This window comes from Cellulomonas pakistanensis (assembly GCF_016862755.1).
Classification (GTDB): Bacteria; Actinomycetota; Actinomycetes; order Actinomycetales; family Cellulomonadaceae; genus Cellulomonas; species Cellulomonas pakistanensis.
In genome coordinates this window covers 121,564-146,791 of record NZ_BONO01000003.1, presented here as the reverse complement: position 1 = coordinate 146,791, position 25,228 = coordinate 121,564, and the positions used below count along the sequence as shown (strand labels likewise).

The window sequence follows — 25,228 nt, the reverse complement described above, 5'->3', positions numbered from 1 at the left end:
CGGGGGCGTCACCGCGGTTCCGGCGCCCCCGGCAGCTCGCGCATCCGCAGCAGCGGCGACAGCAGCACGGGCAGCGATGCGACGACGGCCCCGCCGGCCGCGATCCACAGCGTCGGGAGGGCGCCGAGCGTGTGCCCGAGCCAGCCGCCGAGCAGCCCGCCGATCGGCGTCGTGCCCCACACGATGAACCGCACCGAGGCGTTCATCCGCCCGAGCAGCGGCGGCGGGCACACCCGCTGCCGGAAGCTCACCTGGGCCACGTTGTAGACGACGACCGCGCCGTAGAACAGCACGCCGCCCGCGACGAGCGTCGCCTGCGGCGGGAACGGCAGCACCGCCGCGAGCGGGGTCAGGGCGGCCCCGGGGGCGAACGCGAGTGCCGACAGCGGGATGACCCGCCCCTCGCCGAACCAGCGCACCAGACGGTCGGAGGCCACCGCGCCGAGCAGCCCGCCGACCGCGGACGCGGACAGCACCGTGCCGTAGGCGGCCTCGTCCAGCCCGAGCTCGCGCAGTGCGAAGATCACGACGACCGCCGTCGACACCGCGCCGAACAGGTTGCCGATGGCGGTGCACGCGACGATCCGCCGCAGGAGCGGCTGCCGGACGACGAAGGCGAGCCCCTCGGCGATCTCGTCCTTGAGCGGCCGGCGGTGCTCCCGCGCCGGCAGCTCCTCGACCGTCCGGATCCGGGACAGCGCCAGCGCCGAGACCAGGTACGTCACGACGTTCACCGCGAGGAGCACGGGCGCGACGACGACGCGCAGCAGCGCCCCGCCGAGGGCCGGCCCGGCGACGCCCGCGACCGACTGCGTGGCCTGCAGCTTGGCGTTGCCCTCGCCGACGTGCGCCAGCCCCACCAGCCCGGGGACGTACGACTGGTGCGCGACGTCGAAGAACACCGTCGCCACGCTCATCACCAGGGCGCCCGCGTACAGCACCGCCATCGACGCGTGGCCCGTGAGCGCCAGGGCGACGACGACCGCGAGCGTCGCGGCCCGCACCAGGTCGGCCGTGATCAGCACCCGGCGCTTGCGCATCCGGTCGACCCACGCGCCGGTCGGCAGGCCGATGACGAGGAACGCCGCGGTCTCGGCGGCGGTGAGCAGGCCCATCTGCCACTCGGTCGCGCCGAGGTCGCGCACCGCCAGCACCGGCAGCGCGATGCCGGTCAGCTGGAAGCCGAGCTGCCCGAACGCGTCGCCGACCCACAGCCGCCGGAAGTCCGGGTGCCGCGCGAGCGACCGTCGGGGCGCCGGGGCCTCGGGCTCCGCGGGACGGGGCTCGGCCGGGCCGGGCGCGCCGAGGGGCGGCCCGGCGGGTGCGGGGGTGGACATGGCACCAGCGTGGCGTCACTGATTGGGAGATGTCAATCAGTCGCTAGGATCGGGGCATGGCCACCGCGCGCACGCCCGACCCGCAGTGGGCCCTGCCGGCGCCCGCCGCCGCAGGCCCGGGCGCCGACCCGACCGACTCCGCCGACCCGGCCCATTTCATCGACCCGGCCGACCCCGCCGACCCGGCCGACCCCGCCGACCCGGCCGACCCCGCCGACCCGACCGATTCCGCCGACCCGGCCGAGCGCGACGCCGACGCCCGCGCGCTCGCGTCCACGGTGCGGCTGCGCATCCTGCGGATGTGCCTCGACGAGGCGCTGACCAACCGCGAGATCGCCGACCGCCTCGGCCGAAACCCCGCGACCGTCCTGCACCACGTCCGCACGCTCGTCGACCGCGGGTTCCTCGCCGCCGACCCGGTGCGGCGCGGCGCCCGCGGCTCCCGCGAGGTGCCGTACCGCGCCACCCGGAAGTCGTGGCGCGCGCCGGACTTCCCGGGCAAGTGGCAGCTCATGGTCTCGACGTTCGTCGAGGAGGTCGCCGAGGCGGACCCGGACTCGGTGCGGATGACCCGGCTCGGCGTCCGGCTCAGCGCCGACGAGCACGACGAGCTGATGGACCGCGTCGACGCGTTCTTCACCGAGCTCGCCGAGCGCCGGCCGACCCCGGGCGGGCGCCCGTACTCCGTCCTGTTCGCCCTGCACGAGGACGCCGGCCGCCTCCCGCGCGCGTAGCGCGCCGCGATCGCGCGTCGAGATCGCAGAAGTTGCGGGGTTCCCGGCGCGGGAACCCCGCAACTTCTGCAGGTTCGGCGGCGTGCGGAGCGCGGCGTGCGGTGCGCGGGGTGTGTGCGGCGCGGCGCGCGGGGCGTGCGGCGCGGCGCGCGGGGCGTGCAGCGCGCGGGGCGTGCGCGCCGGCCGGGTCAGGCCGCCGGGGCGCTCGCGGTCGCGACCAGGAACGCCGGCGCGTGCAGCCCCTCGGCCGCGAACGCCGCCGCGACGGCGGCCGCGACCTCGTCGACCGCGCCCGCGCGCACGAGCGCGATCGCCGAGCCGCCGAAGCCGCCGCCGGTCATCCGGGCGCCGAGCGCGCCGGCCTCGCGCGCCGCCTCGACGGCGACGTCGAGCTCGCGGCAGGACACCTCGTAGTCGTCCCGCAGGGAGGCGTGCGACGCGTCCATCGGGGCGCCGACCTCCTCGACCCGGTCGTCGTCGAGCAGCGCGACGAACTCCTCGACCCGGGCGATCTCGGTGACCACGTGCCGGACCCGGCGGACCAGGACCTCGACCTCGTCCCGGCCCTCGCCGACCGGCCCGGTGCCGTGCGCCAGCGCGGCCAGCGCGTCGCCGAGCCCGTCCAGGTCGATCTCGCGCAGCGTCGCGATGCCGAGGCGGGAGGCGGCCTCCTCGCACGCGGCCCGGCGGGCGGCGTACTGGCCGTCGACGAGCGCGTGCTCCGCCTTGGTGTCGATGACGAGCAGCGCCAGGTCGTGGGCGGACAGGTCGAACGGCACGTGCCGGGTGGACCCGTCGCGGCAGTCGAGCAGCAGCGCGTGGCCCGAGCGGGCGCGCAGCGACACCGCCTGGTCCATGCCGCCGGTGCTGGCGCCGGCGATCTCGTTCTCCGCGCGGATGGAGGCCTCGGCCAGCGCGGTGCGGCCCGCGTCGTCCGGCTGCTCCGCCGTGCCGGCCAGGCCCAGGCCGTACAGCGCGTCGATCGCGACCGCCGCGGCGCACTCCAGCGCGGCCGAGGACGACAGGCCCGCGCCGTACGGGACGCAGGAGTCGACCGCGATGTCGAACCCGCCGACGTCGTGGCCCGCCTCGCGCAGCGCCCACGCCACGCCGACGACGTACGCCGGCCAGCCGCTCACGGTGCCGGGGGCGACCTCGGACAGCGCGACCTCGCGGACCCCCGACGTCTCCTGCGCCGACACCAGCCGGACGGCGTCGCCGTCGGTGCGGCGCACGGCCACGTAGGTGCGGTGGGGGAGGGCGAACGGCAGGCAGAGGCCGCCGTTGTAGTCGGTGTGCTCGCCGATCAGGTTGACCCGGCCCGGCGCGGACCAGGTGCCGTCGGGCTCGGCGCCGAACCGGTCGGCGAACAGCGCGCGCACGCGCTCGGACCCCTCGGCGGGGTCCCAGGCCTGGACCCAGACGGGTGTCGTCTCGTGCTGCTGCTCCATGCGCGTCATCGCTCCTCGGGCTGGTGGTCGGTCGTGTCGTCGGGGGTCAGCAGCGCGCAGCCGGCGTCGGCCAGCACCGCCCGGGCGGGCTCCGGGAGGCCGGTGTCGGTCACGACGACGTCCACCTCCTCCAGGGCGGCGATGCGGGCGAGCCCGACCACCCCCCACTTCGTGTGGTCGGCGAGCACCGTCACCGCGGCGGCGCAGCGGAGCAGCGCGCGGTCGGTGGCGGCCTCGGCGAGGTTCGGGGTCATCAGACCCGACTCGTCCAGCCCGTGCACGCCGAGGAACAGCCGGTCGACGCGCAGCGTGGTCAACGCGGTGTCGGCGACCGGGCCGACCAGGGCGTCGGACGGGGTGCGGGTGCCGCCGCTGAGGATGACGTCGAGCCCGGCCGGGTCGACCGCGGCGTGGTGCAGCGTGTGCGCGACGGGCAGGGAGTTGGTCACGACCGTCAGCGGGCGCAGCGCCGGGTCCGCGGCGATCCGCTGGGCGAGCAGGTGCACCGTCGAGCCCGCGGAGAGGGCGATCGCCTGGCCGGGCTCGACCGTGGCGGCCGCGAGGGCCGCGATGTCCCGCTTCTCGGCGGTGGCCCAGGTGCTCTTCTCGGCGAAGGCCGGCTCGTCGGTGGGCCGCCCCGCGGCGGCGTCCGGGTCGGCGGACACCGCGCCCCCGTGCACCCGGCGCACCAGGCCGGCGCGGTCGAGCTCGGTGATGTCGCGGCGGACGGTCATCTCGGAGACGTCGAGCCGGTCCACCAGGTCGGCGACGCGGACGGCTCCGTGGGCGCGCACCTCCGCGAGGATGCGGTCCTGACGCTGGCTCGCGAGCACCGCGACAGTATCCACCACGACCGCACAGGAACCAACATCGCGGCCGCGGGGGCGCGGCGTCAGCGGCCGACCGGCGTCAGGCCGAGGGACCTCCCGGCCAGGCCGCGCGAGCGCGACGTCAGCGCGGCCGCCACGCCCCGCAGCGCGACCGCCGCGGGGGAGTCCGGGTCGGTCAGCACGACCGGCGTGCCGCCGTCGCCGGCCTCGCGCAGCCGGATGTCCAGCGGCACCTGGCCGAGCACGGGCACCGTCGTCCCGGTCGACCGGGACAGCCCCTCGGCCACCCGCGCGCCGCCGCCCGAGCCGAACAGCTCGAGCCGCGAGCCGTCGGGCTGCTCGAGCCAGGCCATGTTCTCGACCACGCCGACCACGCCCTGCCGGGTCTGGGTGGCGATCGAGCCGGCGCGCTCGGCCACCTCGGCCGCGGCGAGCTGCGGGGTGGTCACCACGACGAGCTCGGAGCCGGGCAGCAGCTGCGCGACCGAGATCGCGATGTCCCCGGTCCCGGGCGGCAGGTCGAGCAGCAGCACGTCGAGGTCGCCCCAGAAGACGTCCGCGAGGAACTGCTGCAGCGCGCGGTGCAGCATCGGCCCGCGCCACACGACGGGCTGGCCGGGCGGGACGAACATGCCGATCGAGATGACCTTGACCTCGTGCGCGATCGGCGGGAGCAGCATCTCGTCGACCCGGGTCGGCGGCTGCGTGACGCCGAGCATCCGCGGGATCGAGAAGCCGTAGATGTCCGCGTCCACGACGCCGACCCGCAGGCCCTGCTCGGCCATCGCGACGGCCAGGTTCGCGGTGACCGAGGACTTGCCGACGCCGCCCTTGCCGGACGCGATCGCGAACACCTTGGTCAGCGAGGTCGCCTTGCTGAACGGGATCTCCGGCTCGGCCCCGCCGCGCAGCCGCTCGGTCAGGGCGGCGCGCTGCTCCGGGCTCATGACGCCGAGCGCCATCCGCACGTCGGCGACGCCCTCGACGGACCGCACCGCGGCGGTCACGTCCTTCGTGATCGTGTCCCGCAGCGGGCAGCCCGCGGTCGTCAGGTCGATGCCGACGGTGACGAGCGCGCCGGCGGCGGGGGTGGTGTCGACGTCGACCGACCGCACCATGCCCAGGTCCGTGATCGGCCGCCGGATCTCCGGGTCGACCACCCGGGTGAGGGCCTCCCGCACGGCGGCGGCGACGGCCTCGGGGTCACGGGGGTCCACGGCGGGCGACATGCCGTCCATCGTAGGACCGGCGCCACGCCCACCCGCGGGACCCGGTCCCGGCCCCGTGAGTGGTCAGGCGGTCGTGCTCCGGCCCCGGTCCTCCGCGGCGGCGCGCCGGTCGCGCGCGCGGTCGGCGCGGCCCCGGTCGACCCGGTCCCGGGCGGCGGCGTCGCGGGAGCCGTCCGCGGCGTCGTCCTCCGCGGCCTCGCGCTCCTCGACCAGCTCCTCCAGCAGGTTCCGCAGCTCGGACCGCACGAAGTCGCGGGTCGCGACCTCGGACAGCGCGATGCGCAGCGAGGCCATCTCCCGCGCCAGGAACTCGGTGTCCGCGAGGTTCCGCTCGGCGCGCTGCCGGTCCTGCTCGGCCTGCACGCGGTCCCGGTCGGTCTGCCGGTTCTGCGCGAGCAGGATGAGCGGCGCCGAGTAGGACGCCTGCAGCGACAGCATGAGCGTCAGGGCGGTGAACCCGTTGGCGGCCTTGTCGAACCGCAGGTTCTCCGGGCCCCAGGAGTTCCAGATCAGCCACGCCGCGCAGAACAGGCTCAGCCAGAGCAGGAACCGCGGGGTGCCCATGAACCGGGCGATGCCCTCGGACACCTTGCCGAAGGCGTCGTCCTCCAGCTTGGGCAGGAGCGACCGGCGGGCGGCCTTCGGGGTGTCGAGACGGTCAGCCACGGCGGCCTCCCCTCGGGATCGGGCCCCGGCCGGACGCGCGCACGGCGGGCACCTCGCCCGCGGGCACGGGCTGCACCTCCTCGTCCGTCTCGCGCCAGTCCTCGGGCAGCAGGTGGTCGAGCACGTCGTCGACGCTGACCGCGCCGAGCAGGCGGCGGTCGTCGTCGACGACGGGGATCGCGAGCAGGTCGTAGGTCGCCAGGCGACGGGTCACCGCGAGCAGGGGCGCGTCGGCGGGCACTGGGTCGATGTCGGTGTCGACCAGGGCGCCGATCGCCTCGTGCGGGGGCTCGCGGAGCAGGCGCTGCAGGTGCACCACGCCGATGAACCGCCCGGTCGGCGTCTCGAGCGGCGGCCGCACCACGAACACCATCGACGCGAGGGCGGGCGTCAGGTCCTTGCGCCGCACGTGGGCCAGCGCCGCCGCGATCGGCGTCTCCGGGCCCAGGATCACCGGCTCGGTCGTCATCAGGCCGCCCGCGGTGTTGTCCTCGTACGCCAGCAGCCGGCGGACGTCGCGCGCCTCCTCGGGCTCCATGAGCGCGAGCAGCTCGGCCTGCTGGTCGTCGGGCAGCTCACCGAGCAGGTCAGCGGCGTCGTCGGGCTGCATGGCCTCGAGGACGTCGGCGGCGCGGGTGCGCTCGAGGTGGGACAGGATCGCCACCTGGTCGTCCTCGGGCAGCTCCTCGAGGACGTCGGCCAGGCGCTCGTCGTCCAGCGCGGCCGCGACCTCCATCCGGCGGGTCGACCCCATGTCGTGCAGCACGTCGGCCAGGTCGGCGGGCTTGAGCTCGTCGTACTGCGCCAGCAGCAGCGCGGCGCCCTGCGCGTCGGCGGCCGTCCGGGCCAGCCCGGCGATCGCGTCGATGTCGAGCAGCTCGGGCTCGCCGCGGCGGCGCAGGAGCCCGGTGCGGCCGGTGTGCCGGCGCACGAACACCTTGGACACCAGCCAGTCGCCGTTGCGCTGCCGCTCCATCGCGACGTCCTCGACCGTCGCCGTGCCGGAGCCGTCGGCGAGCTGCACCGTGCGGTCGAACAGCTCGCCGACCGCGAGGGTCTCGAACGGCCGCTGCTCGAACCGGCGCATGTTCACCAGGCCGGTCGAGATGACCTGGCCGGCGTCGATCGCGGTCACGCGCGTCAGCGGCAGGAACACGCGGCGCTTGCCGGGCACCTCGACGACCAGGCCGACCGCTCGGGGAGCACCCTTCGGGCGCAGCAGGACGACGACGTCGCGCACGCGGCCGACCTGGTCGCCGATGGGGTCGAAGACGTTGGTGCCCGCGAGGCGCGCGACGAAGACTCGGGTCCCGGTGCCGCTCACGGTGGTCAGCGTAGACGCCGCCCCGGGCGTTCAGCGCGGCGGCCGCGCGGGGCGGCGGACCGGGTCCGTGGTGCGGCGCGAACCTGGCCGGATGCTGGACGCCGGCCACGAATCCGCTGCGCAGCGGCCTGGTCACCTGGCGCCGAGCACCCCTGGAGGGCGAGGATGGAGGCATGTCGTTCTCCGGCGGTGCCCGCATCCCCCAGACGCCCACCCTGCCCCAGGGCGAGACGGTCGCGTCCTACGGCACGTACCTCGAGGCCCAGAAGGCCGTCGACCACCTCTCCGACCACGAGTTCCCGGTCCAGATGGTGACGATCGTCGGCACGGACCTGCGCATGGTCGAGCGCGTCACCGGCCGCCTCACCTACGCCCGCGTCGCGATGGGCGGGTTCGGCTCCGGGGCGTGGTTCGGCGTGTTCATCGGCCTGCTGTTCCTGCTGTCCGGCGGGTCGTCCGGCATCCTGCTCGCCGCCGTGCTGTTCGGCGGCGCGGCGGGTCTGCTGCTCGCCGTGCTGGTCTACGCCACCAGCCGCGGCAAGCGGGACTTCACCTCGCAGAGCCAGATCGTCGCCGCGCAGTACGCGGTGCTGTGCCGCACCGAGCGCGCGCACGACGCCCGGCAGATGCTGCGCGAGGTCGGCGGCGTGCGGGTGGGCGCGGCCACCCCGGTGCCGCCGGCGCAGCCGATGGGCGCCCGCCCGTCCGACCCGGCCGCGGCGTACCCGCAGGCGGCGCCGGGCCAGCCGGGCCAGCCGCCCGTCGCACCCGGCCAGCCCGGCCAGCCCGGCCAGCCGCCGGCGCAGCCGCGGTACGGCCAGCTCGCCCCGCAGCCGCCCGCCGAGCCGCGCTACGGCCAGCTCGCCCCGCAGCCGCCGGCCACCCCGCCGGCCCCGGAGCCCGGGCAGCCGGGTCCCGAGAAGCAGGACTGACCCGCGCGGCCCCCGCGCACGACGACGGACGGCCCCGGCCCCCTCGCTCGAGGGGGCCGGGGCCGTCGGCCGTGGCGGGGCGTCCCGCGCGGCGTCAGCCGGCGAGCAGGCCCGCCATCCACGCCTCGACGTCCTCGGGCCGGCGGGGCAGCGCGGCGGACAGGTTCTCGTTGCCGTCGGCGGTCACGAGCACGTCGTCCTCGATCCGGACGCCGATGCCGCGCAGCTCCTCCGGGACGCGCAGGTCGTCGACCTGGAAGTACAGGCCCGGCTCGATCGTGAACACCATGCCCGGCTCGATCACCGCGTCCAGGTACATCTCCCGGCGGGCCTGCGCGCAGTCGTGCACGTCCAGGCCGAGGTGGTGGCTCGTGCCGTGCACCATCCAGCGCCGGTGCTGCTGGCCCTCGGGGGACAGCGCCTCGGCGGCGGGGACGGGCAGCATGCCCCACTCGTCCAGGCGGGCCGCGATGACCTCCATCGCGGCGGCGTGCACGTCGCGGAACCGGTTGCCCGGCACGGCGACCGCGAACGCGGCGTCCGCGGCGTCGAGCACGGCCTGGTAGACCCGGCGCTGGGCGTCGGTGAACGTCCCGTCGACCGGCAGCGTGCGGGTGACGTCGGCGGTGTAGAGCGAGTCGACCTCGACGCCCGCGTCGATGAGCACGAGCTCGCCGTCGCGGACCTGCCCGTCGTTGTCGGTCCAGTGCAGCGTGGTCGCGTGCGCGCCGGCCGCGGCGATCGTCTCGTAGCCGACGTAGTTGCCCTCGACCCGCGCCTGGGACAGGAACGTGCCCTCGATGACCCGCTCGCCGCGGCGGTGCGCGACCGCCTCCGGCAGCCGGCGGACGACCTGCTCGAAGCCCTCGGCGGTCGCGGCGACGGCCTTGCGGAGCTCGGCGACCTCGTGCTCGTCCTTGAGCAGCCGGAGCTCGGACAGCGCCTCGACCAGGGTGGCGTCGCGCTCGCCGGCGTCCTCGGCCGCGCGGATCTCCTCGACGACCGCGTCCACCGCCTCGTCGACGCCCGGCACGACCAGGATCCGCACGCCGTCGGCACCGGCGTCCTTGGCCAGCGCGTCGCGGAGGTCGTCGCTGTGCGCGGTCGCGATGCCGGTGACCGTCGCCATGTCCTCGAGCGTCGGGCGCGGGCCGACCCAGAACTCGCCGTACCGGGCGTCGGAGAAGAACTCCTCGGTGTCCCGGCCCGCGAGCGGCCGCATGTACAGCACGGCGCGGTGCGTGGACCGGCCGCCGCCGGGCAGCTCGTCGCCCTCGCCGTCGGCGGCCGGGTGCAGCACGAGCACCGCGTCGGGCTCCTGCTCCGCGCCGAGCCCGGTCAGGTGCGCGAACGCCGAGTGCGGGCGGAACCGGTAGTCGGTGTCGTTCGACCGCACCTTGTAGGCGCCGGCCGGGACCACCAGGCGCTCGCCCGGGAACGCGGCGGCGAGGCGGGCGCGGCGCGCGGCGGTGAACGGGGCGGCGTCGCCGGCGGCGGCGGTGCTCGCGGGGCGCTCGGCCCAGCCGGACGTCACCCAGTCGAGGAACGCGGCCGACTGCGGGCGCTGGCTGCGGTTCGACCCGCGGTCGGCGAGCGTCTGCGCGTCCGCGGCGGGCTCGGTCAGGGCGGGCGCGGGGGTCTCGGGCGTGGGATCGGTGACCATGGCCCCAGTCTGGCACCGGCGCGCGGCGTCGCGGGCGGGCGGTGGCCGAGGGAACCCGTACCGGTGAGTAGCCTTGCGCGGTGCGCATCGACCTCCACACCCACTCGTCGGTCTCCGACGGCACCGAGACCCCGGGGGAGCTGGTGGCGTCGGCCGCGGCCGCGGGGCTCGACGTCGTCGCGTTGACCGACCACGACACCACCGCCGGCTGGGGCGAGGCGTCCGACGCCGCCCGCCGGCTCGGCGTCGCCCTGGTCCCCGGCACCGAGGTGTCCGCCCTGTCGCGCGGCGTGAGCGTGCACCTGCTGTCCTACCTGCAGGACCCCGCGGACCCGGCGCTGGCCGGCGTGCTCGCGCAGACCCGGGACGCGCGGCTGCACCGGGGCCGGGCGATCGTCGAGCGGCTGTCCGAGGACCTGCCGATCACCTGGGACGACGTGCTCGCCCAGCAGGCGCCCGGAACCGTCGTAGGCCGCCCGCACATCGCCGACGCCCTGGTGGCGCTGGGGATCGTGCCGGACCGGACCGCGGCCTTCGACGACCTGCTGTCCGCGCGCGGCCGGTACTACGTGCCGTACTACGCGCCGGAGGCGGTCGAGGCCGTCGAGGCGGTCCTGGCGTCCGGCGGGGTGCCGGTGTTCGCGCACCCCGGCGCCGACGGCCGCGGCCGCGTCGTGCCGGACTCCGACGTCGAGGAGCTGGCGGAGGCGGGGCTCGCCGGGCTCGAGGTGCACCACCGCGACCACACCCCGGAGCAGCGCGCGCGGCTGACGGCGCTCGCCGACCGGCTGGGGCTCCTGGTCACCGGGTCGAGCGACTACCACGGCACCGGCAAGGAGAACCTGCTGGGCGAGAACACGACCGCGCCGGAGGTGCTCGCCGAGATCGAGCGCCGCGGCCGCACGGCGGTGGTGCGCGGATGAGCGCGGTGCTCGACTGGCGGCTGCTGTCCGAGGTCTTCATCACCCTGTTCGTGATCATGGACCCGCCCGGGACCGTGCCGATCTTCCTGGGCCTGACCGGCGCCATGACCCGGCAGCAGCGGAACCGGGCGGCCCGGCAGGCGATCCTCGTCGCGTTCGGCGTCGTCCTGGCGTTCGCGGTGTTCGGGCAGAGCCTGCTGTCCTACATGCACATCTCGCTGCCCGCGCTGCAGGCGTCCGGCGGCCTGCTGCTCCTGCTCGTCGCGATGGAGCTGCTGACCGGCAAGTCCGAGGAGCCGCAGCCGTCCGGCAACTCCAAGGTCAACGTGGCGCTGGTGCCGCTCGGGACGCCGCTGCTCGCGGGGCCGGGCGCGATCGTCGCGGTGATGGTGTTCGTGCAGCAGAGCGACGGGACGGCGGCCGACTGGGTCGCGATCGCCGTCGGCATCGTGCTGGTGCACGTGTGCCTCTGGCTGGCGATGCGGTTCGCGGGGTTCATCCACAGGCTGCTCGGCGACTCGGGGACCACGCTGGTCACCCGGATCGCGGGCCTGCTGCTCGCGGCGATCGCGGTCCAGCTGGTGGCCGACGCGGTGACGGCGTTCGTCAAGGCGGCGTAGCGCCCGCGCGGCGCCCGCGGGGTCGCCGATGCGGCGCCGCGGGGCGAGGATCGGCGCGTGAGCACTCCGTCCCTCCGCGGCCGGCTCGGCGACGAGCTGTTCGCCCGCGTCGCCGGCCCGCGCGGCCCGCAGGTGCGCGACCGCATCCACCTGACCCCGGGCCCGCGCTGGTTCGGGCCCGACGACGCCATCCGGCGCGTGCACGGCGACGCGTCCATGTTCGTCGGCGGGCTGACGGCGCTGCTGCTGCAGTCCTGGCACCCGCTGGCGATGGCAGCCGTGGCGGCGCACTCCGGCTACCGCGGCGACCCGTGGGGCCGGCTGCAGCGCACCAGCACGTTCCTCGCGGTCACGACGTTCGGCACCGCCGAGCACGCGGAGCAGGCGGTCGCGACGGTGCGGGCGATCCACGACCGGATCACCGGCGTGACGGAGGACGGAGAGCCGTACGCCGCCTCGGACCCGCACCTGCTCCGGTGGGTGCACATCACGGAGGCGCACGCGTTCCTCACCGCGCACCAGCGCTACGGGGCGCGGCCGCTCGACGCCGCGGGCTGCGACGCCTACGTGGCGCAGTCGGCGCGGGTGGGGCGCGCGCTCGGCGCGGAGGACCTGCCCGAGACGGCGGCCGGGCTGCACGCGGCGCTCGACTCGTACCTCCCGGAGCTGCGCGGCACGCCCGCGGCGCGGGAGGCGGCGGAGTTCCTGCTGGCCGACCCCCCGCTGCCCGTGCCGGTGCGGCTGCCGTACGGGGTGCTGGCGGCGGCGGCGATCGCGGGCCTGCCCCGCGCCGCGCGCGCCCCGCTCGGCCTCCCGGACGTGCCGTGGCTGGACGCGAGCCTCGCCCCCGCGGGCGGCCACGCGATCACCCGCCTGATCCGCTGGGCCCTGGCGACGACCCCGGCCCCGCCGACGGCGGACGCGACGCCCTGACGCGCGCGCCGAGACGCGGCCACCCCGACCCCCGCGGAACCCTCGACCTCGCCGTGAGGTCGTCATATCGCGGCGAGGTCGTCACAAACGAGTGACGACCTCGCCGGGTTGTGACGACCTCGCCGGGCGCGCCGGCGGGTTCGCCGCACCCCGGGAACGCCGCGACCCCAGGTCGCCGCACCCCCGGGTACAGCGCGAGGGCGCCCCGGCCGGGTGGCCGGGGCGCCCTCGTCGTCGTCCTGCGGGAGGCTCAGACCTCCGCGGGAGCGGCCGGCGCCTGCTCGCCGGACGCGCCGCCCTGGCCGCCGCGGGTGCGGCGGCGGTTGCGGCGACGGCGCGGGGCCGAGCCCTCCTCGCGGCCCTCGGCGGGACCGGTGGTCGACTCCGACGGGCCGGTCGAGCCCTCGGCCGGCGCGACCGCGGCCGCGTCCCCGGAGCCCGAGCCACCCCGACGACGGCTGCGCGAGCGACCCTCGCCGCCCTCGGACCGCTCGCGGCCCTCGCCACGCCCGCCGTCGCGGGAGCCGGAGCGCCCGCCGGGGTCACGGCCGCCGCGGCCGCCGTCGCGCCCGCCCGAGTCCCGGCCCGACGAGTGCCGCTTGCCGGTCTCGCCGAGGTCCTCGAGCACCTCCGCGCCCAGGCCCTCGCGGGTCTGCTTCGAGCGGGGGAGCCGGCCCTTCGTGCCCGCGGGGATGTCGAGGTCGGTGTACAGGTGGGGGGACGAGGAGTAGGTCTCCTGCGGCTCCGGGAAGCCGAGCTCGAGCGCCTTGTCGATGAGCGACCAGCGCGGGACGTCGTCCCAGTCGACGAACGTGACCGCGGTGCCCTTGTTGCCCGCGCGGCCGGTGCGGCCGGTGCGGTGCAGGTAGGTCTTCTCGTCCTCGGGGCACTGGTAGTTGACGACGTGCGTGACGTCGTCGACGTCGATGCCGCGGGCGGCGACGTCGGTGGCGACCAGGACGTCGACCTTGCCGTTGCGGAACGCGCGCAGCGCCTGCTCGCGCGCGCCCTGGCCGAGGTCGCCGTGCAGCGCGCCGGCGGCGAACCCGCGCTCGACGAGCTCGTCGGCGACCTTCGCGGCGGTGCGCTTGGTGCGGGCGAACACGATCGTCAGGCCGCGGCCCTCGGCCTGCAGGATGCGGGCGAGCACCTCGACCTTGTCGAGCGCGTGCGCGCGGTAGACGACCTGCTTGATGTTCTTGACCGTCTGGCCGGCGTCGTCCGGCTCGCTGGCGCGGATGTGCGTCGGCTGGGTCATGTAGCGGCGGGCCATGGCGACGACGGCGCCCGGCATCGTGGCCGAGAACAGCATCGTGTGCCGCGAGGCGGGGGTGCGGGCCAGCAGCTTCTCGACGTCGGGAAGGAAGCCGAGGTCGAGCATCTCGTCGGCCTCGTCCAGCACGACGCACGTGATGCGCGACAGGTCGAGGTGGCCCTGGTTCATCAGGTCGATCATGCGGCCCGGCGTGCCGACGACGACCTCGACGCCGCGCTGCAGCATCTCGATCTGCGGCTCGTACGCGCGGCCGCCGTACAGCAGCGAGATGCGGACCGAGCGGCGCTTCGACGCCGTCTCGAGGTCGCCCGCGACCTGCACCGCGAGCTCGCGGGTGGGGACGATGACGATCGCCTGCGGCTTGCCCGGCGCGGGCAGGGTGTCGAAGCCCTCCTCGCCGGGGGCGACGACCCGGTGCAGCAGCGGGACGCCGAAGCCGAGCGTCTTGCCGGTGCCGGTCTTGGCCTGGCCGATGATGTCGTGGCCGGACAGCGCCACGGGCAGGGTCATCGCCTGGATGGGGAACGGGGTGCTGATGCCGGCGTCGGCGAGCGCCTGGACGATCTCCGGGCGGACGTCGAAGTCCGCGAAGGTCACGTCGGCGGCCTGCACGGAGGCGGCGGTCGGGGTGTCGATGGTCTCCACGGCGACGTCCTCGGGCGCGAGGCCGGCGTCGGTGGTGGGGTCGGTCGAGGTCACGGACTGCTCTTCACTCGTGAAGGTGGCGTGCCGCGCGTCGCGTCCCGCGAGGGGGCCCGCGACGGGCATCGCCACAGGTGGTCCGGCAGCCGATCGTGCAAGTCAGTCGAGCGCGGGCCGGGCGCCGGGGCGCCGCGGTTCGCTCGGCGCACCGTGGTCGGGACGACCGGGCAACCGATGAACACGCCCGATGATACGCGCAGCGACGCCCGGACCGCGGGAACGGCGCGGGCGGCGGCCGGTCCGGCGCGGGCCCGCCGGCGCCGGGCGGGGTCGTCCGCGGGCCCGCCCGGGGTCCCGTCAGCCCGCGACGACGGCCGGAGCCGCGGCGTCGCCGGCCGGCTCGGGAGCGTCCGCCGCGGCGCGCACCGCGGACCGCAGCCGCCGCTGCTGGGTCGCCGCGACCAGCAGCGCGACGGCCGTCGTCGTCACGGTGACGGCGAACGCCGCCGTGTGCCCGGAGACGTCCGCGAGCCGGCCGGCGACGCTCGACCCGAGCGCGTAGCCGACGCCGGTCGCCGAGGCGAGGGCCGTCATCGCCGCGCCGGTGCGCCCGGCCGGGACGACCCGCTCGCCGAGCGAGAACACGCCGATCATGTACGGCGCGACCGCGAACCCGAGGACCGCGACGGCGGCCGTCAGCGCGGGCAGCGAGTCGACGAGCAGCAGGGGCCAGGACAGCGCGACCAGCGCGCACGCCGCGGCCAGCACCCGGCGCTCGTGCCCGATCTGCGCCGGGATGAACGCGGTGCCGATGCCGGCGGCGGCGCTGCCCACGCCGAGCACGGCGTGGATGAGGCCCGCGAGGCCGGGCTGGCCCGCCTGGGTGGCGAGCACGGTCGTGCCCGTCTGGGTCGCGCCGAACAGGACGCCGACCGCCGCCTGCGCGACGACGAGCACCGCGAACGCGCCGGTCAGCAGCCGCCCGGTCGGCCGGGCGTGCGGGCCGGTGGCCGTGCGGCGGGCGGTCGGGTGCAGCGCGAACGCCGTGCCGAACACCGCCAGGAGGACGGCGGCGGTGACCAGCGCGCCGGCGGGGGACAGCCACACGGCGACGACGCCGACCAGCGCGGGGCCGATCGCGAACGACGCCTCGTCCACGGCGCCCTCGTAGGAGAAGGCGGCGTCGACCAGCCGGCGCTGCTCGGGGCCGGTGCCGGACGTGATCGGCCGCCAGCGCACCCGGGCGAGCGGCCCGACCTGGGGCAGCGCGAGGCCGGTGACCGCAGCGACGACGACGAGCACGGCGCCGCCGGCGTCGGCGTGCGCGAGCAGGGTCAGCGCGGCGAGCGAGGCGGCGCCGGCGACCGACTGCACGAGGACGACGGGGCGCTGCCCGAACCGGTCGGCCAGCCCGCCGGCGACGGGGGCGCCGACCGCGTTCGCGACGGCGAGCGCGCCCGCGGCGAGCCCGCCGAGGCCGTAGGTGCCGGTGGCGGTGGAGACGAGCAGCAGGGTGCCGAGCTGGGCCATCGCCATGGGCAGGCGGCCGAGGAAGGCGACGAGGACGTAGGCCGGGCCGGCCAGGCGGAACAGACGCGCGTAGGCGCTCAGGGCGGACACGAGGGACCCTCCGGGTGCACGAGACGGGCGACGCGCCTCCCCGCCTCCAGGTCGCGTCCGATGTCCCTCAGCGCCGCCCATCGTACCGGGCGGTCGCGGGCGCGACGAGAGCCTCCCGCGACCCCGGCGGTACCCTGGGCGGATGACCGAGGTCGCTCACCAGGACGCCCAGGCGGCGCACGCCCCCGAGGCCGCCGACACCGTCGAGCTGCTCGGGCTGGTCGCCCACCTGCAGCACGTCGCCTTCAACCGGCTCGCCGAGGACGCCCGCGTCGCCCCCAGCACCGCCCAGCAGCTGGAGCTCAGCCGGCTGGCCGCCGCCGCGGTGGACCGCCGCGACCGCGTGCTCGCCCGCGTCGTCGAGCTCGGCGGCGAGCCCGAGCGGTGCCTCGGCGCGTACGCGCGCCTGCTCGAGGACTTCGACTCGCGGACCCAGCCGAGCACGTGGTGGGAGCGGCTGCTGCGGTCCTACGTGGCCGACGGCGTGTCCGACGACTTCTGCCGGATCGCCGCGTCCGCCGTGGACGACCGGTCGCGCGCGCTCCTGCTCGAGGTGCTCGACGACGCCGAGCACGCGAACCTCGCCGTCGGCGAGCTCGAGGCGGCCGGCGCGCAGGACGAGGTGCTGGTGTCCCGGCTCGCGCTCTGGGGCCGCCGGCTGGTCGGCGAGGCGCTCGGCGTCGTCCAGCAGGCCATGTCGGCGCACCCCGGGCTCGGCCGCCTCGTGACGCGCCGCGAGGCCGCGGAGGCCGGGCGCGCGGCGGATGAGCCGGCGGCGCCGGCCGCCGAGCCCGCGGGGGCGGCGGCCGCGGAGGCGGACGCGGCGGCCCCCGGCAAGCTGTTCGGCGAGCTCACCGCGGAGCACACCCGCCGGATGTCCCGCCTGGGCCTGACCGCCTGAGCCCACCGACGACGACGCCCCCCGCACCGGCCGGTGCGGGGGGCGTCGCTGCGTCAGGGGTCAGATCGCGCCGAAGCCGACGCGGCCCTTCGACTCCGTGCCGATCTCGACGTAGCCGATCGAGGCGGACGGCACGATGACGCGTCGGCCCCGGTTGTCGACCAGCTCGAGCACCGGCTTGCCGTTCAGGGCCTCGGTGACGGCGGCGGTGACCTCGTCGGCCGTCTGGTCCGACTCGATCACCAGCTCGCGGGGCAGGTTCTGCACACCGATCGTGATGTCCACGCTTCGTCGTCTCCTCGTCCGTCGTGTCGCTGCCCGGTCATCCTAGGCCGGGCGCGCGCCCGCGGGGCCGTCGAGCGGGCCACGTTCGCGCTGGGTGGACACGGGGTCGGTCCCGTCGTCGGGCTCCTCGGCCCCGGGCAGGAACCCGGCGACCCCGCCCCAGGCCAGGCGCGCGACCAGGGCGGCGGTGTCCCGCGCGGACGCGGCGCCCGGGGCGCGCAGCCGGCGGGTGGCGGCGGCCTGCGCCGTGGCGGCGACCGACGGCGCCAGCAGGGCGGCCGTCTCCGGCGGCACGCCGGCCACGTCCGCGAGCACGGCCTCCAGCCGCCGGGTGACCGCCTCGGTCGCGCGCTCGACCCGGGCGCGCACCTCGAGGTCGTGCCGCACGTCCGACTCGAACAGCAGCGCCGACGACTCGCCCGCCCCGTCCACGAAGTCGACGTACGCGCGCACGACGCCGGTGAGGATGGCGCGGGCGTCGTGCGGGCGGACCTCGCCCGGCGGGTGCGTGGCCACGGCCGCGTCGACCGCGGACAGCAGCTCGTCGCCGCGGGCGTCCACGACCGTGAGGTACAGGTCGAGCTTCGAGGGGAAGTGCCGGTACAGCACCGGCTTGCTGACCTCGGCGCGGTCCGCGATGTCGTCCATCGAGACGTGGTGGAAGCCCTCGGAGGTGAACAGCTCCTGGGCGATCGCCAGGACCTGGGCGCGGCGGAGCGCGCGGGGCATGCGCGCCGGGCGTCCGCGGCCGGCCGGGGGCTGGTCCATCGGGCGATGATAGGGCCGCGCCCGCTGCCTCCGGGTGTCGGTGGCGTGTGATGGGATCGAGCTCGTGAACCCGACCCCCGCCGCCCCGCCGCCCGCGGGCGGGCTGCGCCTCGTGCGCCCCGCGCTCGCGGACGCGCCGGCGCCGGTCCGCCTCGGCGCGGACCAGCGGGCGGTCGTGGACCGCGTGGTCGCGGGCACCCACCCGGCGCTGCTGGTGGTGGGTGCGGCGGGCACGGGCAAGACCCTGCTGGCGGTCGAGGCCGTGGCGGCGGCGCTGGGGGCGGACGACGACGGGCTGTTCCCCTCGCCGGACCTGCCGTCCCCGGACGAGGTGCTCGTGCTCGCGTCCGGGCGCCGCGCCGCGGCGGAGCTCCGCGACCGGATCGGCGGCCGGGTGCGGCGCACGACCGGGCAGGCGATGGTCCGCACGCCCGCGGCGGCGGCGTTCGCGGTGCTGCGGGCGCGCGCCGCGCTGCTGGGCGACCCCGCCCCGACGCTCATCTCCGGCCCGGAGCAGGACCTCGCGCTCGCGGAGCTGCTCGCGGGCCACGCCGCGGGGGAGGGCGTGCCGCTGCGCTGGCCGGCCGGCGTGCCGGAGGAGGCGCTGACCCTGCGGGCGTTCCGCGGCGAGCTCCGCGACCTCGTCATGCGCGCGGCCGAGCGGGGCGTGGAGCCCGAGGACCTGGCTGCGCTCGGCGAGCGGCACGGCCGTCCCGAGTGGGTCGCCGCGGCGGCGCTCTACCGGGAGTACGTCGACGTGACGACGCTGCGCGCGGGTACGCCGGACGCGGGCGCCCGGTACGACCCGGCGGTCGTCGTCGAGGAGGCGGCCGAGGTGCTGCGCCACTGGGAGGACGAGCTGCCGGGGCCGCGCCCGCGGTGGCGGCTCGTCGTGGTGGACGACTACCAGGAGGCGACCGAGGCGACCGCCCGGCTGCTGCGCGTGCTGCAGGACGACGGGGCGCGGCTGCTGCTGCTCGCCGACCCCGACGCCGCGGTGCAGACGTTCCGCGGGGCGACGCCGGCGCTGGTCGGCCGGGCGGACGTGGCCGGCGACGGCCCCGGGGAGCTGGGCGCGACGCGGCTCGTGCTCGACGGGGTGCGCCGGCACGGCCCGGTGCTGCGCGGGGTCGCGGCGCGGGTGGCCGAGCGGGTCGCGGTGGTGGGCGGCGCGGCGCACCGGCGGGCGCTGCCGGTGCCCGGCGCCGGGGACGCCGGAGGCGCGCCCGTGCCCGCCGGCGTGCCGACGCAGGGCGGAGCGGCCGACCGCGTGGCGGCGCACGACGCCGGGGGCGCGGACGGGGCCGACGTCGTGGTCCCGCGCGACGTCGTCCGCGCCGCCGTGCTGCCCAGCCCCGCGCAGGAGGCCGCCTGGGTCGCGCACGCGCTGCGCCGCGCGCACCTCGAGGACGGCACCCCGTGGGCCGAGATGGCCGTGATCGCCCGCTCCGGCGGCCAGGTGACCGCGCTGCGGCGCGCGCTCGGCTCGGCGCAGGTGCCGGTCGCCGTGGTCGGCAGCGACGTGCCGCTGCGCGACGAGCCCGCCGTGCGGCCGCTGCTCGACGCCCTGCGGGTCGCCCTGGGCCCCGACGCGGGGGGCTCCGCCCTGGACGCCGAGCTCGCGGCGCGGCTGTGCTGCTCCCCGCTCGGCGGGCTCGACGCGGTGGGCCTGCGCCGCCTGCGCCGGAGCCTGCGCGCGGAGGAGGTCGCCCTCGGCGGCGGCCGCGCGAGCGACGAGCTGCTGGTCGAGGTCCTGCTGTCGCCCGCGCTCGCGGCAGGCCTGCAGCCGGTCGTCCGCCGGCCCGTGGCCCGGATCGCCACGGTGCTGGCCGAGGGCCGGGCGGCGGCCGCGGCGCCGGGCGCGGACGCGCAGGGCGTGCTGTGGGCGATCTGGGACGCGTCCGGCCTCGCCGAGCCGTGGCGCCGGTCGGCGCTCGCGGGCGGCCCGGGCGGGGCGCGGGCGGACCGGGACCTCGACGCCGTGCTCGCGCTGTTCCGCGCCGCCGAGACCTTCGTCGACCGCATGCCGCAGGCCCGGGCCGCCGCGTTCCTCGAGTGGGTGGAGGCGCAGGAGCTGCCGTCCGACACGATCGCGGCGCGCGCCCGGCGGGACGCCGTCTCGGTGCTCACCCCCGCGGGCGCGGCGGGCCGGGAGTGGGACGTCGTCGTGGTCGCGGGCGTGCAGGAGGGCGTCTGGCCGGACCTCCGGCTCCGCGACTCGCTGCTCGGGTCGCAGGCGCTGGTCGACGTGCTCGCGGGCCGCGGCGCCGGGCGGGCGGCCGCCGCCGACGCCCCGGCCGACGCGCACGCCGCTGCCGAGGCGGGCGCCGCGGCCCGGGCCGCGGTGCTGGCGGACGAGCTCCGCTCCTTCCACGTCGCCGTCTCCCGCGCCAGGCGGGTGCTGCTGGTGACGGCCGTGTCCGACGAGGACGACCAGCCGTCGCCGTTCCTCGACCTGGTCGAGCCGAACGACGAGGACGACGACCCGCGGCGCACGGTCGCCCCGGCCCCGCTCGACCTGCGCGGCCTGGTCGCGCAGCTGCGCGGGCGGCTCGAGCAGGCGGCGAGGGACGGCGTCCCGGACCCCGAAGCCGCGGGCGTGCTCGCGCGCCTGGCCGACGAGGGCGTGCCCGGCGCGGACCCCGCGGAGTGGCACGGCCTCGCCGAGCCGTCCAGCGACGCCCCGCTGTGGGCCGAGGGCCAGCGCGTCCCGGTGTCGCCGTCCCGGATCGAGACCGCGGGCACCTGCACCCTCCGCTGGGCCCTGGAGGCGGCGGGCGGCACGGCGCCGAGCAGCGCGCGGCAGTCGCTCGGCACGCTCGTGCACGCGCTCGCGCAGACGCACCCGCGCGGCGGCCGCGAGGAGCTGCTCGCGGAGCTCGACCGGCGGTGGCCGGAGCTCGGGCTCGGGCACGGCTGGCCCGCCACGCTCGAGCGCCGGCGCGCGGAGGCCATGGTCGGGCGGCTCGCGGACTACCTCGCGCACGCCGGGGAGCCGCTGGCGATCGAGGCGCGGTTCGAGCTGGAGCTGGACCGCGCCGTCGTGCGCGGGACGCTGGACCGGGTCGAGCGGGCGGACGCGGACGCGGCCGACGGGCCCGACGACGCGGCGATCCCCGTGCGGGTCGTCGACCTCAAGACCGGCCGCACCGCGCCGTCGGCGCAGGAGGCGACGACGAACCCGCAGCTCGGCGCCTACCAGCTCGCGGTGGACGCCGGTGCGGTCGAGGGCCTGCCGCCCGGCGCGACCAGCGCGGGAGCGCAGCTCGTGTTCGTGTCCGACGTCAACAAGAACAAGGCCGCGCTGCGCGAGCAGCCCGCGCTCGGCCCGGACGCCCCGGACGACCCGTCCTGGGCGCGGACCCACATCGAGGAGGTGGCGGAGCGGATGGCCGCGTCGTCGTTCGCCGCGACCGCCAACACCCTGTGCGACCGCTGCCCGGTGCGCCGCTCGTGCCCGCTGCGCGACGAGGGCGGGCAGGTGGTCGCGTGACCGCGCCGGCCCTGGCCGCCACCCTGTCCGCGCAGGACATCGCCCGGCTGCTGCGCCGCGACCTGCCGACCGACGAGCAGGTCGCGGTGATCGAGTCGCCGCTGAGCCCGGCCCTGGTCGTCGCCGGCGCCGGCTCGGGCAAGACCGAGACCATGTCCGCCCGCGTCGTCTGGCTGCTCGCGAACGGTCTGGTGGCGCCCGAGGAGGTGCTGGGCCTCACGTTCACCCGCAAGGCCGCCGGCGAGCTCGCCGAGCGGGTCCGGCGCCGGCTGCGGCACCTCGCCCGCGCCGCCGCGGCCGAGGGCGTGCACCTGCCGGGGCTGTCCGTCGCGGAGGACGCGGCCGACGGCGGCGCGGCGCTGCTCACGGTGGCCCGGCCGACCATCTCCACCTACAACGCCTACGCGGCGTCCCTGGTGGGCGACCACGGCCTGCGGATCGGCGTCGAGCCGTCCGCGCGGCTGCTCGGAGAGGCCGCGCAGTGGCAGCTCGCCAGCGAGGTGGTGGAGTCGTGGACCGCCGACCTCGACTCGTCCGCCGCGGTGTCGACGGTCGTCGAGGCGGTCCTCACGCTGTCGGGGGCCCTGGACGAGCACCTCATCGACGCCGACGAGGCGCGGCGGCGCATCGAGGGCATCGTCGAGGACATCGAGGCGACCCCGCCCGGCACGCCGCCGCGGCAGCCGTACGCCAAGGTGCGCGAGCTCGTCGGCTCGCTGCGGGAGCGGCAGCGGGTGCTCGACCTGGTCGCGGCGTACCGGGAGCGCAAGCGCGCGTCCGACGCGCTCGACTTCGGCGACCAGGTCGCGATCGCCGCGCGGCTGGCCCGCGACGTGCCGGAGGTCGGTGCGGGGGAGCGAGCCCGGTTCCGGGTCGTGCTGCTCGACGAGTACCAGGACACGTCGTACGCGCAGCTGGTCCTGCTGTCCCAGCTGTTCGGCGGCGGGCACCCGGTCACCGCCGTCGGCGACCCGCACCAGTCGATCTACGGGTGGCGCGGCGCGAGCGCGGGCGGTCTCGAGCGGTTCCCGACCGACTTCCCCGACGTCGCCGCGGACGGCGACCGGCAGCCCGCAGCCGTGTACGCGCTGTCGACCTCCTGGCGCAACGACGTCGCCGTCCTGGACGCCGCCAACCACGTCGCCGCGCCGCTGCGGCGCCCGGAGAAGGCGCGCGTCGCGCTACCCACCCTCGGCGCCCGGCCCGGCGCGGGAGCGGGCGACGTGATCGCGCACCTCGCGCCCACCCTGGAGGAGGAGGCGCAGGCGGTCGCGGAGTTCGTCGCGGCGCGCTGGCGGCCCGAGGGCGGGCCGGGAGTCGACGGCGGCGCCCCGGCGCCGGGCGGCGCGCGCGTGACCGCGGCCGTGCTGTGCCGCAAGCGCGCGCAGTTCCCGGTGCTGCACCGGGCGCTGCGGGCCGCAGGCCTCCCGGTGGAGGTCGTCGGGCTCGGCGGGCTGCTCGCGACCCCCGAGGTCGTCGACGTGGTGGCGCTGCTGCAGGCGGCGCACGACCCGTCGCGCGGCGACTCGCTCATGCGGCTCCTCACCGGGGCGCGCACCATGCTCGGCGCCGCGGACCTGCACGCGCTCGCGGACTGGTCCGCGCACCTGGCGCAGGGGCTGGACGCGCGCGCCGCGGCGGCCGTGGCGCGGGAGCGGGCGGCGTCGGCGGCGGGCGCCGGCGGGCAGGCGGGACCGGTCGCGGGCGCGGCCGAGCCCGGACGCGGGGACGCGGCCGGCCCCGGCACCGGGGCGGGCGCTGGGGGCGGGCCGGGCGCGCTCGCCGGCGACGGCGTCGCGATCGACGGCGCCCCGAGCACGGGCGTGCCCGGCGACGGCGCCGCGGAGCCCGCGCCGGTGGTCGCCGACGTCGTGGACGAGCGCAGCATCGTGGACGCGGTGGACTCCCCGCCGCCGCCCGGCTGGACCAGCCCGTCCGGCCGCTCGCTCACCCCGACGGGCCTGGCCCGGGTCGTGGCCGTCGGCGAGGTTCTGCGGGCGGTCCGTCAGCACACCTACCTCTCGCTGCCCGAGCTGGTCGCGCACGCCGAGCGGCTCTGGGGCCTGGACATCGAGGTCGCCGCCCGCGCGGGCGTCGCGCCGGGCCGGGCGCGCGCGCACCTGGACGCGTTCCGCGAGGTCGCCGTGCGGTACGCAGACGCCACCGACGACCCGACGCTCGGCGGGTTCCTCGCCTGGCTGGAGTCGGCGGACGCGCACGAGCACGGCCTCGACATGCCGGTGGCCGAGCCCGACCCGGACGCCGTCCAGCTCATCACCGTGCACGCCGCGAAGGGCCTGGAGTGGGACGCGGTCGCCGTGGCCGGGCTGGTCGACGGCGGGCTGCCCGCGACCCGGACCCAGGGACCGAGCGGCCCGACCGACTCGGCGTGGCTGACCGGGCTGGGTGAGCTGCCGTACCCGCTGCGCGGCGACCGGCACGACCTGCCCGACCTCGCCTACGCCGGCGCGGCCGACCCCAAGGACCTGGAGGAGCGGCGCAAGCAGTTCCTGCTGGACGCCGGCGACCACCAGGTCGCCGAGGAGCGCCGGCTCGCCTACGTGGCGTTCACCCGCGCGCGGGCGTCGCTGCTGCTCACCGGCGCGTGGTGGGGCGACGGCACCCGGGTGCGGCCGCCGTCGCTGTTCCTCACCGAGGTCGTGGACGCGGGGCTCGCGCGGGTCGACGGCTGGGCGGTGCAGCCCGACGACGGCACCGAGAACCCCCGGACCCAGGACGTCGCGGGGGCCGTGTGGCCCGCCGACCCGTTCGGCGGGGAGGCCGAGGGCGGTCCCGTGCGGCGCGCCGCGGTCGAGGCGGCCGCGGCGGCGGTGCGCGCGGCCCGGGCGGAGCGCGCGGCGGGCGGGTCCGGCCCGGGGCGGCGGTCGGCGTGGGACCGCACGGTCGACCTGCTGCTCGCCGAGCGGGCGCTGGAGTCCCGGCCGCGGCCCGAGGTCGAGCTGCCCGCGCACCTGTCCGCGTCCGCGGTCGTCCGGCTGGCCGCCGACCGCGGCGAGTTCGCCCGCGCGCTGCGCCGCCCGGTGCCGAACCGGCCGTCCCCGCAGGCCCGGCGCGGCACCCAGTTCCACGCCTGGGTCGAGGGGTTCTTCGGGTCGCCCGCGCTGGTCGACCTGGACGACCTGCCCGGCGCCGACGACGACTCCGTGCCCGTCGACGCCGACGAGGCCGCCCTGCGCGCCGCGTTCCTGGCGACGCCCTGGGCCGCGCTGGAGCCGGTCGCGGTCGAGGTCGACGTCGAGACGACCGTGGCGGGGTACGTGCTGCGGTCCCGGATCGACGCCGTGTTCCGCGACCCGGACCGCCCGGAGCGGGACGCGGTGGTCGTCGTCGACTGGAAGACCGGCGCGCCGCCGACCGACCCCGCCGCCACCGCGGTGCGGGAGCTGCAGCTCGCCGTGTACCGGCTGGCGTGGTCCCGGTGGACCGGCACGCCGCTCGACCGGGTCAGCGCGGCGTTCTGCTACGTCGGCGCGGGCCGCACCGTCCGCCCCGAGCGGCTGCTCGGCGCGGACGAGATCGAGCGACTGCTCCTCGCGGCGACGGAGGGCCCGCCGGCCTGACCGCGCGCCGGCGGCTGGTC

The 25,228-nt window shown here is 77.6% G+C and carries 19 protein-coding genes; 8 read left to right on the top strand and 11 right to left on the bottom strand.

Annotated elements, in window-relative coordinates; genetic code table 11:
• Positions 1-8 precede the first annotated feature (8 nt).
• A complete protein-coding gene (locus tag Cpa01nite_RS03195) occupies positions 9-1,337 on the bottom strand; it encodes an MFS transporter (protein WP_203667310.1) in 1,329 nt (442 codons plus the stop codon).
• A gap of 56 nt (positions 1,338-1,393) precedes the next feature.
• Between Cpa01nite_RS03195 and Cpa01nite_RS03190 the strand changes: the two genes are divergently transcribed.
• Entirely contained in the window at positions 1,394-2,071 is a 678-nt protein-coding gene (locus Cpa01nite_RS03190) for a helix-turn-helix domain-containing protein (RefSeq protein WP_203667309.1), read from the top strand.
• Positions 2,072-2,259: 188 nt separating this feature from the next.
• Here the strand turns inward: Cpa01nite_RS03190 and galK are convergent, their stop codons facing one another.
• The 5 genes from galK to Cpa01nite_RS03165 all read right to left on the bottom strand — a co-directional run bounded on the left by galK (position 2,260) and on the right by Cpa01nite_RS03165 (position 7,571).
• The gene (gene galK, locus Cpa01nite_RS03185; RefSeq protein WP_203667308.1) at positions 2,260-3,522 is read right to left on the bottom strand and encodes a galactokinase; all 1,263 of its coding nucleotides are present in this window, start codon (positions 3,520-3,522) and stop codon (positions 2,260-2,262) included.
• A gap of 5 nt (positions 3,523-3,527) precedes the next feature.
• Positions 3,528-4,355: a DeoR/GlpR family DNA-binding transcription regulator gene (locus tag Cpa01nite_RS03180; protein WP_203667307.1), complete on the bottom strand. Its 828-nt coding sequence runs from the start codon at positions 4,353-4,355 to the stop codon at positions 3,528-3,530.
• Positions 4,356-4,414: 59 nt separating this feature from the next.
• Positions 4,415-5,581, bottom strand: a complete 1,167-nt coding sequence (locus Cpa01nite_RS03175) for an Mrp/NBP35 family ATP-binding protein (RefSeq protein ID WP_203667306.1) — start codon at positions 5,579-5,581, stop codon at positions 4,415-4,417.
• A 63-nt stretch (positions 5,582-5,644) separates the two neighbouring features.
• On the bottom strand, positions 5,645-6,247 hold the full coding sequence (locus Cpa01nite_RS03170; RefSeq protein ID WP_203667305.1) for a DUF1003 domain-containing protein: 603 nt from the start codon (positions 6,245-6,247) through the stop codon (positions 5,645-5,647).
• Positions 6,240-7,571, bottom strand: coding sequence for a magnesium transporter MgtE N-terminal domain-containing protein (locus tag Cpa01nite_RS03165; protein ID WP_203667304.1), 1,332 nt, complete (start codon positions 7,569-7,571; stop codon positions 6,240-6,242). The genes Cpa01nite_RS03170 and Cpa01nite_RS03165 overlap by 8 nt, the downstream gene beginning before the upstream one ends.
• Positions 7,572-7,744: 173 nt before the next feature.
• Here Cpa01nite_RS03165 and Cpa01nite_RS03160 point away from each other — a divergent pair, with 173 nt between their 5' ends.
• Positions 7,745-8,503, top strand: coding sequence for a YflT domain-containing protein (locus tag Cpa01nite_RS03160; protein WP_203667303.1), 759 nt, complete (start codon positions 7,745-7,747; stop codon positions 8,501-8,503).
• A 94-nt stretch (positions 8,504-8,597) separates the two neighbouring features.
• Here Cpa01nite_RS03160 and Cpa01nite_RS03155 read toward each other — a convergent pair whose 3' ends face one another.
• Positions 8,598-10,166, bottom strand: coding sequence for an aminopeptidase P family protein (locus Cpa01nite_RS03155; RefSeq protein ID WP_203667302.1), 1,569 nt, complete (start codon positions 10,164-10,166; stop codon positions 8,598-8,600).
• 80 nt (positions 10,167-10,246) lie between these two features.
• Here Cpa01nite_RS03155 and Cpa01nite_RS03150 point away from each other — a divergent pair, with 80 nt between their 5' ends.
• From Cpa01nite_RS03150 to Cpa01nite_RS03140, 3 genes are read left to right on the top strand one after another with little or no spacing between them, the layout of a single operon-like run.
• Positions 10,247-11,089: a PHP domain-containing protein gene (locus Cpa01nite_RS03150; protein WP_203667301.1), complete on the top strand. Its 843-nt coding sequence runs from the start codon at positions 10,247-10,249 to the stop codon at positions 11,087-11,089.
• Positions 11,086-11,709, top strand: a complete 624-nt coding sequence (locus Cpa01nite_RS03145) for a MarC family protein (RefSeq protein WP_203667300.1) — start codon at positions 11,086-11,088, stop codon at positions 11,707-11,709. The genes Cpa01nite_RS03150 and Cpa01nite_RS03145 overlap by 4 nt, the downstream gene beginning before the upstream one ends.
• A 57-nt stretch (positions 11,710-11,766) precedes the next feature.
• Positions 11,767-12,642 carry an oxygenase MpaB family protein gene (locus Cpa01nite_RS03140; RefSeq protein WP_203667299.1) on the top strand — a complete coding sequence of 292 codons (876 nt, stop codon included), beginning with the start codon at positions 11,767-11,769 and terminating at the stop codon, positions 12,640-12,642.
• 250 nt (positions 12,643-12,892) lie between these two features.
• On the opposite strand, the gene Cpa01nite_RS03135 is transcribed toward Cpa01nite_RS03140, so the two are convergent.
• Both Cpa01nite_RS03135 and Cpa01nite_RS03130 read right to left on the bottom strand, forming a co-directional pair.
• Positions 12,893-14,617: a DEAD/DEAH box helicase gene (locus tag Cpa01nite_RS03135; protein ID WP_373307308.1), complete on the bottom strand. Its 1,725-nt coding sequence runs from the start codon at positions 14,615-14,617 to the stop codon at positions 12,893-12,895.
• Positions 14,618-14,917: 300 nt separating this feature from the next.
• On the bottom strand, positions 14,918-16,180 hold the full coding sequence (locus tag Cpa01nite_RS03130; protein ID WP_203667298.1) for an MFS transporter: 1,263 nt from the start codon (positions 16,178-16,180) through the stop codon (positions 14,918-14,920).
• A 142-nt stretch (positions 16,181-16,322) separates the two neighbouring features.
• Here Cpa01nite_RS03130 and Cpa01nite_RS03125 point away from each other — a divergent pair, with 142 nt between their 5' ends.
• The gene (locus Cpa01nite_RS03125) at positions 16,323-17,081 is read left to right on the top strand and encodes a ferritin-like fold-containing protein (RefSeq protein ID WP_203667297.1); all 759 of its coding nucleotides are present in this window, start codon (positions 16,323-16,325) and stop codon (positions 17,079-17,081) included.
• A 60-nt stretch (positions 17,082-17,141) separates the two neighbouring features.
• Here Cpa01nite_RS03125 and Cpa01nite_RS03120 read toward each other — a convergent pair whose 3' ends face one another.
• Both Cpa01nite_RS03120 and Cpa01nite_RS03115 read right to left on the bottom strand, forming a co-directional pair.
• Positions 17,142-17,366 (bottom strand): DUF3107 domain-containing protein, encoded by a 225-nt coding sequence (locus tag Cpa01nite_RS03120; RefSeq protein ID WP_203667296.1) that lies wholly within the window; start codon positions 17,364-17,366, stop codon positions 17,142-17,144.
• A gap of 42 nt (positions 17,367-17,408) precedes the next feature.
• A complete protein-coding gene (locus Cpa01nite_RS03115) occupies positions 17,409-18,134 on the bottom strand; it encodes a TetR/AcrR family transcriptional regulator (protein ID WP_203667295.1) in 726 nt (241 codons plus the stop codon).
• Between the two features lie 64 nt (positions 18,135-18,198).
• Between Cpa01nite_RS03115 and Cpa01nite_RS03110 the strand changes: the two genes are divergently transcribed.
• Both Cpa01nite_RS03110 and Cpa01nite_RS03105 read left to right on the top strand, forming a co-directional pair.
• On the top strand, positions 18,199-21,627 hold the full coding sequence (locus Cpa01nite_RS03110) for an ATP-dependent helicase (protein WP_239068484.1): 3,429 nt from the start codon (positions 18,199-18,201) through the stop codon (positions 21,625-21,627).
• Positions 21,624-25,208 (top strand): ATP-dependent helicase, encoded by a 3,585-nt coding sequence (locus Cpa01nite_RS03105; protein ID WP_203667294.1) that lies wholly within the window; start codon positions 21,624-21,626, stop codon positions 25,206-25,208. Before Cpa01nite_RS03110 ends, Cpa01nite_RS03105 begins: the two co-directional genes overlap by 4 nt.
• The last annotated feature ends 20 nt before the right edge of the window (positions 25,209-25,228 follow it).